Annotated in this window: 13 protein-coding genes; 10 read left to right on the top strand and 3 right to left on the bottom strand. The window is 63.5% G+C overall.

Annotated features, from left to right (window positions below; all coding sequences use genetic code 11):
- Positions 1 to 2: 2 nt before the first annotated feature.
- Genes AWB70_RS14050 through AWB70_RS14040 form a run of 3 tightly spaced genes read right to left on the bottom strand, consistent with a single transcriptional unit; the run spans position 3 to position 3,012 of the window.
- A complete protein-coding gene (locus tag AWB70_RS14050) occupies positions 3 to 1,157 on the bottom strand; it encodes an ABC transporter permease (protein ID WP_053571495.1) in 1,155 nt (384 codons plus the stop codon).
- Between the two features lie 6 nt (positions 1,158 to 1,163).
- Positions 1,164 to 1,856, bottom strand: a complete 693-nt coding sequence (locus AWB70_RS14045; RefSeq protein WP_014252532.1) for an ABC transporter ATP-binding protein — start codon at positions 1,854 to 1,856, stop codon at positions 1,164 to 1,166.
- A gap of 1 nt (position 1,857) precedes the next feature.
- Complete coding sequence (locus tag AWB70_RS14040) at positions 1,858 to 3,012, bottom strand: efflux RND transporter periplasmic adaptor subunit (protein WP_235516589.1); 1,155 nt, start codon at positions 3,010 to 3,012, stop codon at positions 1,858 to 1,860.
- A gap of 351 nt (positions 3,013 to 3,363) precedes the next feature.
- On the opposite strand from AWB70_RS14040, the gene AWB70_RS14035 reads away from it, so the two are divergent.
- The 10 genes from AWB70_RS14035 to AWB70_RS13980 all read left to right on the top strand — a co-directional run bounded on the left by AWB70_RS14035 (position 3,364) and on the right by AWB70_RS13980 (position 15,314).
- Positions 3,364 to 4,263, top strand: a complete 900-nt coding sequence (locus AWB70_RS14035) for a DUF3800 domain-containing protein (RefSeq protein WP_053571497.1) — start codon at positions 3,364 to 3,366, stop codon at positions 4,261 to 4,263.
- A 129-nt stretch (positions 4,264 to 4,392) separates the two neighbouring features.
- Complete coding sequence (locus AWB70_RS14030; RefSeq protein WP_053571498.1) at positions 4,393 to 5,478, top strand: tartrate dehydrogenase; 1,086 nt, start codon at positions 4,393 to 4,395, stop codon at positions 5,476 to 5,478.
- Positions 5,479 to 5,606: 128 nt separating this feature from the next.
- Positions 5,607 to 6,926, top strand: coding sequence for an MFS transporter (locus AWB70_RS14025; RefSeq protein WP_374730237.1), 1,320 nt, complete (start codon positions 5,607 to 5,609; stop codon positions 6,924 to 6,926).
- Positions 6,927 to 7,100: 174 nt separating this feature from the next.
- A complete protein-coding gene (locus tag AWB70_RS14020) occupies positions 7,101 to 7,856 on the top strand; it encodes a hypothetical protein (protein WP_235024244.1) in 756 nt (251 codons plus the stop codon).
- A gap of 425 nt (positions 7,857 to 8,281) precedes the next feature.
- Positions 8,282 to 9,862 (top strand): sensor domain-containing diguanylate cyclase, encoded by a 1,581-nt coding sequence (locus AWB70_RS14015; protein ID WP_235024243.1) that lies wholly within the window; start codon positions 8,282 to 8,284, stop codon positions 9,860 to 9,862.
- 79 nt (positions 9,863 to 9,941) lie between these two features.
- A complete protein-coding gene (locus AWB70_RS14010; RefSeq protein ID WP_053571500.1) occupies positions 9,942 to 10,586 on the top strand; it encodes a LysE family translocator in 645 nt (214 codons plus the stop codon).
- 174 nt (positions 10,587 to 10,760) lie between these two features.
- On the top strand, positions 10,761 to 12,704 hold the full coding sequence (locus AWB70_RS14005) for a sigma-54-dependent Fis family transcriptional regulator (protein ID WP_053571501.1): 1,944 nt from the start codon (positions 10,761 to 10,763) through the stop codon (positions 12,702 to 12,704).
- 204 nt (positions 12,705 to 12,908) lie between these two features.
- Complete coding sequence (gene pqqA / locus AWB70_RS13995; protein ID WP_008347847.1) at positions 12,909 to 12,983, top strand: pyrroloquinoline quinone precursor peptide PqqA; 75 nt, start codon at positions 12,909 to 12,911, stop codon at positions 12,981 to 12,983.
- A gap of 69 nt (positions 12,984 to 13,052) precedes the next feature.
- A complete protein-coding gene (gene pqqD / locus AWB70_RS13990; protein ID WP_053571502.1) occupies positions 13,053 to 13,334 on the top strand; it encodes a pyrroloquinoline quinone biosynthesis peptide chaperone PqqD in 282 nt (93 codons plus the stop codon).
- Positions 13,335 to 13,574: 240 nt separating this feature from the next.
- Complete coding sequence (locus AWB70_RS13980) at positions 13,575 to 15,314, top strand: methanol/ethanol family PQQ-dependent dehydrogenase (protein WP_053571503.1); 1,740 nt, start codon at positions 13,575 to 13,577, stop codon at positions 15,312 to 15,314.

Raw genomic sequence — 15,314 nt, 5'->3', positions numbered from 1 at the left:
CCTCAGCCGATCGCCCGCAGGCCTTCGACGATGCGCACGCGGCTCGCCTGCACCGCCGGCACGATCGCCGCCGCGAGCGCCACGACGAACGCGCATGCGGCCTGCAGCAGCATCGTCTCGTGCGACACCATGAAGACCGGGAACACGCCGCCCGTCGCGCGCTTGAAGACTTCGGCCATCGGCGGGGTGGCGAGAATGCCGATGCCGCCGCCGATCGCGCAGATCGCGAGCGATTCGCCGAACACGAGCGCGCACAGAAACGCCGGGCCGAAGCCGAGCGCCTTCAGCGTGGCGTATTCGGTGATGCGCTCGCGCGCGCTCATCGCCATCGCGTTCGCCATCACCGCCATGATGATCAGGATAACGACATAAGAGACGACGCGTATCGCCGCGATAATCTGATTCGACATCGCGACGAAGCCGAGTTGAAACGCCTGCTCGGTCTCGGTCAGCGTTTCGGCGAGCGAGTTCTTGAAGACGCCATCGATATTGCGCGAGACCGCGGCCGCTTCGTCCGGGTCCTTGATGCCGACCACATACACGCCGACCTGATCGACATTGCGTTTCGTTGATTTTCGAATGGTCTCGTTCAGGTAATCGTAGTGAAAAATCAGTTGCCGCGTAATGGTCGATTCATCGCGGCCTTCCATGATGCCGCGCACGACGAAGTCCCACGTGCCTGGGTAGATCGTGCCTTTGAGCGGAATGACGTCGCCGACCTTGAAGCCGTACTGATCCGCGAGTTGCCGCCCGATCAGGCAGCCTTTCCGGTCCCGTTGATAATCAGAACGCGCCTTTTCGGAAACGATGAACTCGGGATACAGATCGAGATAGTTGTCCGACACGGCGAACTGCGCGAAGAAGTTCTTCGGATCGCGATAAACGCCGCCGAACCAGTTCGAGCGCGCGACGAGCGTCACGCCATCGACGCCGCGTATGCGGTTCTCGTAGGCGAGCGGCAAGGGAAACACGAGCGAGATCGCATTGCGCGTGACGAGCCGCGCGTTCGACGCCGCCGCCGCGCCCGCGTACCACGCATCCACGACCGTATGCAGCAGGCCGTAGGCGAGCACGGCGACGGTGAGACCGAACACCGTCAGCGTGGTGCGCAGCTTGTGACGCAGCGCGTTGCGCAGGATCAGCTTGAGCACGGTCATAGTGGCTTAGCGCGGCGTTCCATCGATCAGTTCGCCCTTCTCCAGATGCACGAGCGCCTTCGCCGCGCCCGCCGCGTGCGCGTCGTGCGTGACCATGATGATGGTCTTGCCGAGCTTGTCGTTCAGGCGCTGCAGCATCGCGAGGACATCGGCGGCGGAATTGCGGTCGAGGTCGCCCGTGGGCTCGTCGGCGACGATTAGCGTCGGGTCCGTAATGAGCGCCCGCGCGATCGCCACGCGCTGCTGCTGCCCGCCCGACAGCTCCGACGGAAAGTGGCTCATGCGATCGGCCATGTTGACCATGTCGAGCACCATCGCGACACGTTCCTTGCGCTCGTGGCGCGTGAGGCGCGTGAGCATCAGCGGCAGCTCGACGTTCTCGAACGCGGACAGCACCGGCATCAGGTTATAGAACTGGAAGATGAAGCCGACGTGCGCCGCGCGCCAGTCCGCGAGCGCCGCTTCGGGCAGGCGCGTGATATCCAGCCCGCCCACGAGCAACTCGCCGCTGTCGGGCCGGTCGATGCCCGCGATCAGGTTCAGCAGCGTGCTCTTGCCGGAACCGGACGGCCCCATCAGCGCGACGAAATCGCCTTGTGCGATGGACAACGTGATGTCGGTCAGCACCGGCACCGTCTGCACCCCGCGCCGATACGACTTCGCCACGTGGCTGATCTGAACGAGAGGCGGCGTGCTCACGCTATTTCTTCGCCACGGTGACGCTGGCGCCGTCCTTGATCTTGTCGCCGGGCGACAGCACCAGAATGTCGCCAGGTTTCACGCCCTGCACCGCGAGCAGATCGCCGATGCGCTCGCCCGTCGTCACGGGCGTTTCGCGCGCGGTGTCGTGATCGATGACATAGACCACTTTCCTGCCGCCGCGCGTGACGACCGCCGAAGGCTGCACGGCCACGACCGCCTTTTTTTCCTCGGGCGGCACGGGCTTCGAGAGGAAGGCGACTTTCGCGGACATGTCGGGCAGCACGCGCGCGTCGCGATCGACGAAGCGCACTTTCACGAGCACGGTGGCTTTCGAGCGATCGACCGTCGGCACGATGCGCGACACGCGGCCCGCGAAGCGCGCATCGGGCAGTGCGTCGAGCTGAATCTCGCACGGCTGGTCCACGGCGATGCGCGAGATGTTCGACTCGGCGACATCGGCTTCGACTTCGAGCGTTTTCATGTCGGCGATCGTGACGACCGCCCCCTTGCTGTCCGATGCCGACGAGAACGGCGTGATGTTATCGCCCACGTTCGCGTGCTTCACTAGCACGACGCCGTCGAAAGGCGCGCGGATCACGGTCTGATCGACGGCCACTTGCGCGGCCTGAGCGTTGGCCTGCGCGGAGGCGATCGCGGCTTCGTCGCTGTTGATGGAGGCCTTGGCCTTGTCGAAGCGGGCGAGCGCCGCGTCGAATTGGGTCGCCGGAATCGCGCCCTGCGGAGCGAGGATTCTGAACCGCTTGAGATCGACTTCCGCGTTCTTCAGCTCGGCGCGCTGCAGTTCGAGATTCGCCCGCGCGACCTTCACCTGCGCTCGCGCCTGCGCGAGCGAGGCGGCGACGTCGTCGCTCTCGAGCCGCGCGATGATCTGCCCTTCCTTCACCACCGAGCCTTCCAGCACACCGAGCCATTCGACGCGCCCCTGTCCTTTCGACGCCACCGCCGCCTTGCGCTGCGGCACGACGTAGCCGGTCGCGTTCAGGAGCGTATAGCTTTGCGATGGATAGACGGACGTGACGGTCGCCGTTTCCACCGCCTGCGGGCCGGTCATGCGCAACGCCACGGCGAGGAGCGCGAGCAGGAGCGCCACGATGACGGCGTAGCGAAGCCAGTTTCGCCGGCGCCTTGGCATGGCGGCGGACGGTCCCCGGTCGATTTTGAGTTTGTCCAGATCGTGTTCAGCCAATTTTTGGGCTTGCGCCGCGGGAGGTTCCGCGATTCGGGTAGGGGTGAAAGGATCGTCAGTATAGCGCCGGAGTTTGAGCGCGGAATATGCGGTCGCTGGCCATTTGGACGATGCTCCCGTTACTGGAAATCAGACAAGCCGGCGTTGACAATGCAATTCAGCGGCAACTAGTATTTCAAGCACGTTTCGGCAACAACGAGACGATCGTCGAACGGGGATCCACCGCGCGACAAATACGGTCCAGGACCGCCAAACAGCCGCTCCAGCGGCTGTTTTCATTTCCAGGGAAGAAAACGCGTGTCGTACATCTGCTATATCGACGAAGCAGGGTGCAGTACAGCCCTGCCCCACCGGAACACCGACATCCAGCCGCTTCTCGCGATCGCCGGGCTGATCGTGCATCGGGAAGCGGTCGCGACACTGACGCGCGAATTCCTGAAAATCAAGCGCACCTATTTTCCCGGCGCGCTCTCATCGAATCATCCGCTCGATGACGTGCGGCAGGAAATCAAAGGTTCGGATCTTCGCAGCGCCATCCGAAAACGCGGACATCGGGCAACGACTCAACTGCGATTCATTGACGATACGCTGGCTCTCCTGGAGCATCTCGAGTGTCGAGTGCTTGCGACGATCTGGATCAAGGGAATTGGCGCCCCTTTCAAGGCGCGTGAAATCTATACCCAATCGGTTCAGCACGCATGCCGCGCATTTCAGTCCTTTCTCGCTGATAAACGCGCAAGCGGCATGGTGATCGCAGACTTCCGCACGACTCAATTGAACGATCAGGTCGCTCATTCGATTTTCACGCAGAAGTATCGTGCGCGAGGCGACCCGTTCGATCGTCTGATCGAATTGCCGACCTTCGCTGTCAGCAACAACCACGTAGGACTTCAGTTGACCGACGTTCTGTGCAGCGCGCTTTTGTTTCCGATGGCCTCATCCGTCTATTGCTTCGGGCATGTCGTTGGACAGCATGTCAACGGACGCGACCTGTTGATTCGGCGACGCTACACGAAGCACCTCAAGCGTCTGCAATTTCGCGCCGATGCGCGCTGGAGCATCCGGGTCGTCGATCGGCACTCCCGGCGCTCGTCGGCCGATCTGTTCGTCGTTCCGCCCGTGCAGACGCGCGTCGAAAGCGATGTGATCAGACTGGAAAAAGCCGACTTCCTGCACGAAATTGCAAGTCCGGGATGAACATCTCGCTCAGCTCACTTGTGAATCAAAGTTAAAGATGCTTTGAGTTCCGCGCCGGTCACAACGCCGCCAGTTGGGTACAGTGGGATCACACCGCGGCACACCCCAAACATCGACGGAGACGCCCCCATGAAGACGTATCGCATCGCAACCATTCCCGGCGACGGCATCGGCAAGGAAGTCGTGCCCGCTGGCCAGCAAGTCCTCGAAGCGATTGCACGCAGCACGCAAAATTTTGAATTCCAATTCGAGAATTTCGACTGGGGCGCGGACTATTACCGCCGGCACGGCGTGATGATGCCCGCCGATGGCCTCGATGCGATCCGCGACAAGGACGCGATTCTCTTCGGCTCGGCCGGCGACCCGGACGTTCCCGATCACATCACGCTGTGGGGACTGCGCCTGAAGATCTGCCAGGGCCTCGACCAGTACGCCAACGTGCGCCCGACGCGCATCCTGCCGGGCATCGACGCGCCGCTCAAGCGCTGCAAGCCCGAAGACCTGAACTGGGTGATCGTCCGCGAGAACTCGGAAGGCGAATACTCCGGCGTCGGCGGGCGCGTGCATCAGGGCCATCCGATCGAGGCCGCGACCGACGTGTCGATCATGACGCGCGCCGGTGTCGAACGCATTATGCGTTTTGCATTCAAACTCGCGCAGTCGCGTCCGCGCAAGCTGCTGACCGTCATCACGAAGAGCAACGCGCAGCGTCACGCGATGGTCATGTGGGACGAAGTCGCGCTGGCGATCTCGAAGGAATTTCCGGACGTGAAGTGGGACAAGGAACTCGTCGATGCCGCCACCGCGCGCATGGTCAACCGCCCCGCCACGCTCGACACCATCGTCGCGACGAACCTGCACGCCGATATCCTCAGCGATCTGGCCGCCGCGCTCGCGGGCAGTCTCGGCATCGCGCCGACGGGCAACATCGATCCCGAACGCCGCTATCCATCGATGTTCGAGCCGATCCACGGTTCCGCGTTCGACATCATGGGCAAAGGGCTCGCGAATCCGATCGGCACCTTCTGGTCGGTCGTGATGCTGCTCGAACATCTCGGCGAGTTCGACGCCGCAAAGCGCGTCATGGCCGCGGTCGAAGCGGTCACCGCCGATCCCGCGCTGCATACCGGCGATCTCGGCGGCAAGGCGACGACCGCGCAAGTGACGGCCGCCGTGTGCGCATACGTCGAGCGCGTGGAAGCCGCCGCGGCTTAAAGATCGAGCGAGTTTCATCCGAGTTAAACGCGACTGACCCGCGACGCCATGCACGTCGCGGGCGGCGGGGACGCCTGCGCGCCCTTTCAATCGAGAGCGCAACGCTCTGCCTCCCGAGGAGGAGACACATGCAATCCAGCATCGAATCCAGTGTCGAAGCGCGCGTCTCGCGCAAGCTCGCATGGCGCATCATTCCGTTCGTGATGCTGCTCTACTTCATCAGCTTTCTCGACCGCGTCAACGTGGGCTTCGCCGCGATGACGATGAACAAGGCCATCGGGCTTTCGCCCACCGCGTTCGGGCTTGGCGGCGGGTTGTTCTTCATCGGCTATTTTCTGTTCGAGGTGCCGTCGAACCTGATCCTGCACAAAGTGGGCGCGCGCATCTGGATCGCGCGCGTGATGGTGACGTGGGGCATCGTGTCGGTGGCCTCCGCGTTCGTCACGGGACCGACGAGCTTCTACGTGCTGCGCTTTCTCCTCGGCGTCGCCGAAGCGGGCTTCTTTCCCGGCGTGATTTTGTATCTCAGCCTGTGGTTTCCCGCGAAGCAACGCGCGGTGGCGGCCGCGTGGTTCATGGCCGCCGCGCCGATCTCGACCGCGATCGGCTCGCCGCTCTCCGGCGCGATCATGCAACTGCCGCCGATGTTCGGTCTCGCCGACTGGCAGATCCTCTACGTCATCGAGGCGCTGCCGGCGATCGTGCTCGGCTTCGTCGTGCTCAAGTTCCTCACCGATACGCCTTCGAAAGCGCACTGGCTCGCCAGCGATGAGCGCGAATGGCTCATCGCGAAGCTGAAGAGCGAAGCCGATGCAAAGCAGTCTCACGCGCGTCACACCGCGGGTGCATGGAACGCGCTGCGCGATCCGCGCGTGCTCGCCCTCGCACTGATCTACTTCGGCACGTCGGCGGGTCTCTACACGCTGGGCTTGTGGGCGCCGCTCATCATTCGCCAGTTCGGCTTCAGCGCGCTGGAGACGGGTCTCATCACCGGCATTCCGAGCGTGGTCGCCGTCGTCGCGATGATTCTCTGGGCGAAGCATTCGGACCGCACGCAGGAACGCACGTGGCACGTCGTGATTCCCTGCGCGCTGGCTTGCGTCGGCTTCATCTTCGCGGGTCAGGCGAGCACGGCGCTCTTCGTGATTCTCGCGCTCGTGGTGGTGAACGTGGGCATCAGCGCGGCGAAGGCGCCGCTCTGGGCGATGCCGAGCATGTTTCTCTCGGGCGCGGGCGCCGCGGCGGGCATCGCGATGATCAATTCGATCGGCAACCTCGGCGGCTTCGTGGGCCCGTTCGCGATCGGCTGGCTCAAGAACAGCACCGGCAGCTATGCGGCCGGCCTGTATGTGGTCGGCGCGACGCTCGCGATGTCCGCGGTCATCACGCTTCTCTTGAGCCGCAAGACCAGGAACGAGGACGCGCATGCGGTGACGGCAAAGACGTAATGGCCATCGAGATTGAATTCATCATCACGCATGCAATATGCCAATTTGCCCGCTTCGTTTTAAGATAGCCGCTTCATCGTGACCCCGCTCGATGCGCGAGGAGTGGCAGTGTTCTTATTGAAACGTGGGCATGGCGCGGTATTTTGTGTGGCCATTGCCTTGTCATGCGGCAGCGTGTCCGCTCTGGCCGCCACGGCATCCGCGGGCGATGCAACAAGCGGCGCATCGGTGCCGAGCATCCTTTCAGCCGTCTCGCTTGCGCCGAACTTTATGGGCGACGATCCCGAGCATGTCCGCGACGCGCTCGCGGGCCATCCGTCGCCTGGACAACCGTCGTCGATCACAAGCCGCGTGCGGGCGTTTCTGTCGCATCCGTTCCGCAAGACGCCGCAAGGCGCGTCCGGCGCCGCGGGCGCGAGCCAGGCCCGCGCGCAAGCGGAGCGCACCTTCGCGTTCGTCATTCCGGTTTCATACGGCGTGCGCTATCTGTCGAAGAAGAAGGTGCTCACGGTGAACGTGTCGCTGGCCGCGCCGGACCATCCGGACGCCATCCTGCTCAAGCAGACGGTGCAGGGACAAAGCGGCCGCAAGCTCGTCGTTGCACCCGAGGCGAAGGAGAAGGGATTCGTCCAGACCTTCGACGTCATCCAGTTGCAGCCGCAAAGCGGCATCAAGACGACTGTGCGCGGCCGCATGACGCTGCCTACTTTCGACCGCGAGCGTGGCACCGGCGACTTCGCCATCGTGCTGATCTGCACGCTCGCGCCGCCCTATCTGATGGATGACATCGAGCACAGCGCGCCCACCGACGAAGAGCCGACCGACATCACGCGCAGAACTTCGACGCTCAATGGCAACGTCGATGCCGCGTGGCTCATCGACCGCAAGGACGGCTCCATCATCACGAAGCGGCTGCACCTCGTCAAATGACGCGTGCGGAATCGGGTAGACAACTTCGTCTACTTCGGGCGCGACGAGCCGACGCCGCTCGCCGATTCGCGGACGGGCGTGCTAAATCGATGCAACGCGACGGACTACAATCCAAGGGTCTGTTCGCAAATAAAACGTGCATGCGAACGCCCGAAATCGGCTGCAGTGCAAGGAGCGCGGCGCGCCGTTTGGCCTCCCCAAACAAGCGACGCGCGACGCCGCAATGCGGCCGATTTCGGGCGTTCCCCAAATTGGAATTTACAGCTAGGGGTTGCCCCGTAAAGGGCCGCTCGCCGCGTCATGCTCCTCGCGAATACGCCTGTATTGGCTTCGTCGCATTCCTTGCGATCGGCCCTTTACGGGGCAACGCATGCACGTTTTATATGCGAACAGACCCTAGACAAATGGCGCCGCGGAGAACCTGAATGCCCGCCAGATTGAATGCCGTTCGCAAGACCGGACGCGTGGTCAGTCGGCGGCTGTTGCGACGCAACAGCACCGCTGCGATGCGGTTCGCCGAGTCCTTCTCGCGGTTTCCGGTGCTCGCCGGACTTATCGGCACGGCCATCGCCATTTCCATGGCCACGCTGTCATTCGCCGCGCTCTGGCAAGGACGCGCGCAAGCCCTGCAAAACGCGCATCAGGCATCGGCCAATCTGGTCGCCACGCTGAGCGCCGACATCGCACGCAATATCGAAGCGAGCGACCTGTCGTTGCGCACCATCGTAAGCGGCGTGGAGAATCCCGCCGTGATGGCGCTCCCGCCCGACCTTCGCAAGCTCGTCCTGTTCGATGGCGCGACCGGCATGAACTACGTCGGCGGCGCTTTCGTGATGAATCGCGAAGGACGGATCATTCTCGAACGCGATGCTTCGCAGCACGCCGCCCTCGTCTTCAGCGATCGCGATTACTTCAAGGTTCACGCCGAACACCCGGGCGCGGGCCTGTTCATTTCCGGTCCCTACGCGTCGCGGTTGCGCGATGGCACCACCTCGCTGGCGGTGAGCCGGCGCATCGACGGGCCGGACGGCTCGTTCGCGGGCGTCGCCGTCATCGCGCTGAACGTCGATTACTTCGATAGCCTGCTTTCACGCGTGAGCGTCGGCGCTCGCGGCTCCGTGTTCATCGTGCAGCAGGACGGCGTGATGATCGCGCGCAAGCCCGCGTTGCGGCGCGACGAAGCGGGATATGTCGCGAAGTCGCCGAGCTTCGCCGCGATGAGGGACGCAACCTCGGGTTCGTACATCTCCAGCTCGCCGATCGACGGCGTGCGGCGGCTCTATACCTTCCAGCGCGTGCCGGGCACGCATCTGATCGCGGCGGTCGCGCCCGCGGAAAACGACGTGCTCGCGGCATGGCGCCAGCGCAGCCTCCTGATAGGCGGCCTGACGCTGATGTTCGGCGGCGGTTTCATCATCATCTCGTGGCTGCTTGCGATCTCGCTGCGTTCGCGTGGGATCGCGCAGGAAAAACTGCAGCGGCTCGCGGGCACCGATGCGCTCACCGGCCTGTGCAATCGGCGCGCGCTCGATCGCCGGCTCGACGAGGAATGGCGGCGTGCGCGCCGCGCCGATCAGCCGCTCTCCGCGCTGTTCGTCGATGTCGATTACTTCAAGCTCTATAACGATACGTACGGTCACGCGATGGGCGACGATGCGCTCACCGCGGTAGCCGATTGCCTGCAGTCTTCCACGAAGCGTCCTGGCGATATCGTCGCGCGCTACGGCGGCGAGGAATTCGTGGTCGTGCTGCCGGGCACCGCGGCGAACGGCGCGGTCACGTTCGCGGAACGCCTGCGCGGCAGCGTGGAAGGGCTCGCCATTGCGAACAGCGCCGCGCCCAGGGGCGTACTGACCATCAGCATCGGCTGCGCCACCGCCTCGCCGCGTCTGAGCGACAATGCGCTCAAGCTGCTCGATAGCGCCGACACCGCCCTCTATCTCGCCAAACGCGCCGGGCGCAATCGCGCGATCCACGAAAACAGCGTCGCAAGCGGCGGCGCGTAGCGCGCGCGGCATCATGCATTCTGCATGCAATCGCACCTTTGCATGCCACATACAAAACAGGTTCGACGGAGACAAGCCGATGACCGCATCCAACGCCGTGCTCGCCATTCTTTTCTCGCTGCTGCTGGGCGCGATGATCCCCGGTCCGAGTTTCGTGATCGTGGCGCGCAACGCTATCGGCATCTCGCGCGCCGATGGTCTCGCGACCGCGCTCGGGATGGGTGTGGGCGGCATCGTCTTCGGCGGCGTCGCGCTCGCGGGGCTTTATACGCTGCTCGTCGCGGTCGAATGGCTTTACATCGGGCTGAAGGTTGCCGGCGGCCTGTATCTGATCTATATCGCGTCGAAGATCTGGCGCGGCGCCGCGCAGCCGATGTCCATGCCGGCCAGCGACGACGCCCCCATGCCCGCGCGCAGCGCGCGCAAATCGTTCTGGCTCGGTCTCTCGACGCAACTGAGCAATCCGAAGACCGCCATCTGGTACGGCAGCATTTTCGCCGCACTCTTGCCGCACCACCCGCCGCTGTGGTGCTACGTCGTCTTGCCGCCGATGGTCTTCGCCATCGAGACCGGCTGGTACACCATCGTCGCGCTGGGATTCTCCAGCGAGCGCCCGCGCGAGATGTATCTGCGCGCGAAGAAGTGGATCGACCGGATCGCCGCGAGCGTGATCGCCGCGCTCGGCCTGCGCCTCGTGCTCACGGCGGGTAAAACCGGTTTGTGATCCGGCATGCAAAAGGCATAACGCCATTTGGTATTTCGAGTGCAAAGAACCGGTGACGCGGCCTTCCTTTCGTTTCGCTGACGCACTGTCCGCACGCTTCCTCCTTGGCGCAGGACTTGCTTTTGTCCGCCCAGCATCCGGCGATACGACCGGCACTTGCACAAGGAGGAGACGATGCAAGACGATATCCGTGAGATCACGGCTTCCCACGACGACCGGCACAATGCCTGGCTCATTCCGTCGATTCGCAAGGCGCATGAACGCTCGGAGACGTTCGGTCTGAACGCCACGACGCGGCCCGACTACGATGTGCTGACCGAAGGCGAACTCCTGCTCAAGCTCGAACAGAATCGCGTGTTGTGCGCGCACGCGACGCCGGTGATGGAAACGCTGCGCGAACAGATCGTCAACACGCAAAGCATGATCGTGCTGACCGACGCGCAAGGACTCATCCTGCATTCGACGGGCGACGACGACTTCCTCGCGCGCGCTGAAAAGGTCGCGCTGCGAGCCGGCGCAAACTGGGCCGAGGAGCGCCAAGGCACCAACGCGATCGGCACGGCAATCGCGGAACGTTCCGCGACCGTCGTGCATGGCGACCAGCACTATCTCGCCGCGAACCGCTTTCTCACGTGTTCGAGCGTGCCGATCCTCGATCCCTACGGCGACCTCATCGGCGTGCTCGACGTAACGGGCGACCATCGCAGCTACCATCGCCACACGATGGCGCTCGCGCGCATGTCCGTGCAGATGATCGAAAACCACCTGTTTTCCAGCACGTTTCAGGGCATGTTGCAGATCGCGTTTCATGGCCGCGCCGAATTTCTCGGCACACTGATGGAAGGCATCATGGCCTTCACCTGCGACGGGCGCTTTCTTTCGGCCAATCGCAGCGCGCAGTTTCAGTTCGGCCTGCCGCTCTCCGCGCTGCGCGCGCATACGCTCTCGTCGCTGTTCGGGCTGACGAGCGCGCAACTGATCGACCGTTCGCACGCGAGCCGCGCGCCGCATATCACGCTCGACCTGAACAACGGAACCGTCGTGTGTGCGCGGGTGCGCCTCAATCGCACGCCGATCGCCGAGATGAGCTCCGCTCCGGCAACGGTCCGGCCCGCGCCGCGCGCCTCGGCTCCGGTCGATGCATCGTCGAGGCTCGCGTCGCTCGACACGGGCGATCCGAAAGTGGCCGCCGTGATCGGCAAGGTGCGCAAGGTGATCGGCAAGGACATCACGGTGCTCATCACCGGCGAAACGGGCACGGGCAAGGAACTGCTCGCGCAGGCCATCCATAGCGATTCGCCGCGCCGCGCGGGGCCGTTCGTGGCCGTGAATTGCGCATCGATTCCCGAGAACCTGATCGAATCGGAGCTCTTCGGTTACGAGGAAGGCGCGTTCACGGGCGCACGGCGCAAGGGCGCGGCCGGCAAGCTGTTGCAGGCGAACGGCGGCACGCTCTTTCTCGACGAGATCGGCGACATGCCCTATCCGCTGCAAGTGCGCCTCCTGCGCGTGCTGCAGGAACGCGTCGTCGATCCGCTCGGTTCGAGCAAATCGATACCGGTCGATGTCGCCATCATCTGCGCGACGCATCGCAACTTGCGCGACATGATCGAGCAGAACCGCTTTCGCGAAGACCTGTATTACCGGCTGAACGGACTCGTCGTGAAGCTGCCGCCATTGCGCGAGCGCACCGATCTCGCGGCCGTCATCACGAAGATGCTGCACGCCGTGAGCGCCGACGAAGCGTGCGGCATGCGCCTGTCCATCGACGACGAAGTGATGGCGCTCTTCGAGCGTTACGCGTGGCCCGGCAACTTCCGGCAACTATGCAATCTGCTGCGCACCGCCGCCGCAATGGTGGACGGCGACGGCTGCATTCGCCGCGAACATCTTCCCGAAGATTTCTTCGACGAGCCTCGCATCAGCGCGCAAAGCGTGTCCGAAGCATGTGCTTCATCGGCCCTCGGATCAGGACGTCTGGAGGAAGTCACGGCATCGGTGATCGCGGCCGCGCTCGCGCGTCATCGCGGCAATGTCTCCGCCGCCGCGCGCGCATTGGGGATTTCCCGCAACACGATCTATCGAAAGATGCCGGCCTGTTCAGCAATGGAGCAATGAGTTGTTCCATGCGGTGTTCCACTTCGATACACCCTCGTTCCGAAGAGACACAGTGCCGCTATATCGGCTCGACACCATCGAAAAGGAACTGAAAGCGATTAGCGTGTGCACGCGCGGCACCTTCATGGAAGGCATGGAGTTTGCGTTTTCGACGTCCGGTTGCGAAACGGTTCGCGATCTCGCTCGATCATCAAGGAGATGAACATGCAATGGACGACGCCCGCCTTCACCGATCTGCGCTTCGGCTTCGAGATCACGATGTATATCGCCACGCGATGATGCATCGATGAAGGCAAGCCCGGATGCTCCGCGGCTTCCGGGCTTGCGCCCTTTCCTTCCCTCTCACCCATGAACCCCACGACCCCGCATGCGGGCGCACCCTCGCGCCCGCGTTTGCGCGCGCCATTGAAGCTGCACTGGCACGCGGACATGCGCTCGTGCGAGATCGTGCATCCGCGCGGCAGTGTCGAGCTCAACCGCAGCGCGGGCGAAATACTCGCGCGCTGCGACGGCACGCGCGAACTCGACGGCATCATCGGCGAAATCGAAGCGCGCTTTTGCATGTCGGGTCTTGCCGCCGATGTGTATCGCTTCATCGACGAAGCGCGGCGTCTCGGCTGGCTCGACTGATCCCTGCGCTGTCACATCGGGCAACACGCCCAACGTTCCATTGCTCCACGATGCAACACACACGCCTGTGCGCCACAGGCCGCGCGCATGCGTCGCTTCGCGCGTGAGATCCGCACGCAGCAAGGCGCGCCCGCGCGTGCACCGTCAATGGCACATGACTTGCCTCGATGAGGCCGCAACTGCTTCGCATCGCTATCGATATTCGAAAGGCGTCGTACCGACAATACCCAGGAGACAACGATGAAGACTCGCTTCAGTCCGGCCATGCGCATCGCGGCACTCGCAGCAGGCGCCGTCGCGGCGTTCGGCGTGGCGCAGCATCAGGCCATCGCGGCGGGCGGCACGCCGGCGCAGTATCCGGATGTCAGCTATGAACGCCTCACGAGCGCGCAAGACGATCCGGGCTGGCTCACGTACTACCGCACGTATAACGGTCACGCGCATTCGCCGCTCAAGCAGATCGACACGAGCAACGTGAAGGGCCTGAAGCAGGTCTGGAGCTACAAGTTTCCGAAGGAACTTCAGCAAGGCTTCGAAGCGACGCCTATCGTCAACGGACGCTATCTCTTCGTGACCACGCCCAAGGACAACGTCTACGCATTCGATGCCGCAACGGGCAAGCAGCTCTGGAAATACGAGCCGAATCTCGATGCGCGATCGTTCAAGACCGCCTGTTGCGATGTGATCAATCGCGGTGTCGCCTTGTACGGCAAGAACGTCTATGTCGCGATGCTGAACGGTGAAGTGGCCGCGCTCGATGCGCAAACCGGCGCGCTCGTATGGAAGAAAGCGATGTTCGATCCCGGCGTCGGCTATGCGTTCTCGCTTGCGCCGCTCGCGCTCGACGGCGCGCTCGTCGTCGGCAGTTCGGGCGGCGAGTATGGCGCGCGCGGTTTCATCGCGGCACTCGATCCCAACGACGGCAAACTACTGTGGAAACGCTATACCGTGCCCGGCGCGAAGGAACCCGGCGGCAACACCTGGCCCGATGGCATGCAGGAGCATGGCGGCGCGCCCGCATGGCTGACCGGCACCTACGACGCCAAGAGCAGGACGCTCTACTGGGGCGTCGGCAATCCGGGGCCGTGGCTCGCCGATCTGCGGCCCGGCGACAATCTCTATTCCGATTCGCTGCTCGCGCTCGATCCGAAAACGGGCGACCTCAAGTGGCACTATCAATACACGACGCACGACACCTGGGACTACGACGGCGTTAATACGCCGGTTCTCGCGAACATCAAGTATCAGGGCAAGGATTACGACGCGATCATTCACGCGGACCGCAACGGCTTCTTCCATGCGATCGATCGCAGCAACGGCAAGCTGATCTACGCGCGCCCCTTCGTCACGGCGACATCCGTCACCGGCTATACCGACGATGGCAAGCCGATTCAGGACCCCGCCAAGTATCCGAAGACGGGCACCACCATCGAAACATGCCCGAGTTTCCTCGGCGGCAAGAACTGGTGGTCGGTTTCGTACGATCCGGAGACGCATCTCGCGATCGTGCCGGCCTTGCATGCGTGCATGTCGCTGTCGGGCAAATCGGTGACGTACATGGAAGGCCTGCCCTATCTCGGCGAAGGCTTCGAGATCAAGCCCGAGCCCAACAGCAAGGGCTATGGCGAACTGCAGGCGATCGACGTCGATACGGGCAAGAAGGTCTGGAGCCACTGGACCAAACTGCCCTGGAACGGCGGCGTCGCGACGACGGCGGGCGGCCTCGCATTCAGCGGCTCGCTCGACGGCCATCTCTACGCGTTCGATGAAAAGACCGGCAAGGTCTTGTGGCAAAGCCCGAAGCTCGCGAGCGGCATCATCGCGCAGCCTTCGGTCTACGAGATCGACGGCAAGGAATACGTCGCGATTCTCGCGGGCTACGGCGGCGCCAACCCGATCTGGGGCGGACCCATGGCGAAGGCCGCGGACAAGGTGCCGCGCGGCGGCACGCTCTATGTGTTCGCGCTCAATCGCGCCTGA

This window comes from Caballeronia cordobensis (assembly GCF_001544575.2).
Taxonomy (GTDB): Bacteria; Pseudomonadota; Gammaproteobacteria; order Burkholderiales; family Burkholderiaceae; genus Caballeronia; species Caballeronia cordobensis.
The sequence above is the reverse complement of the archived record's forward strand: the minus strand, read 5'-3'. Positions and strand labels throughout refer to the sequence as shown.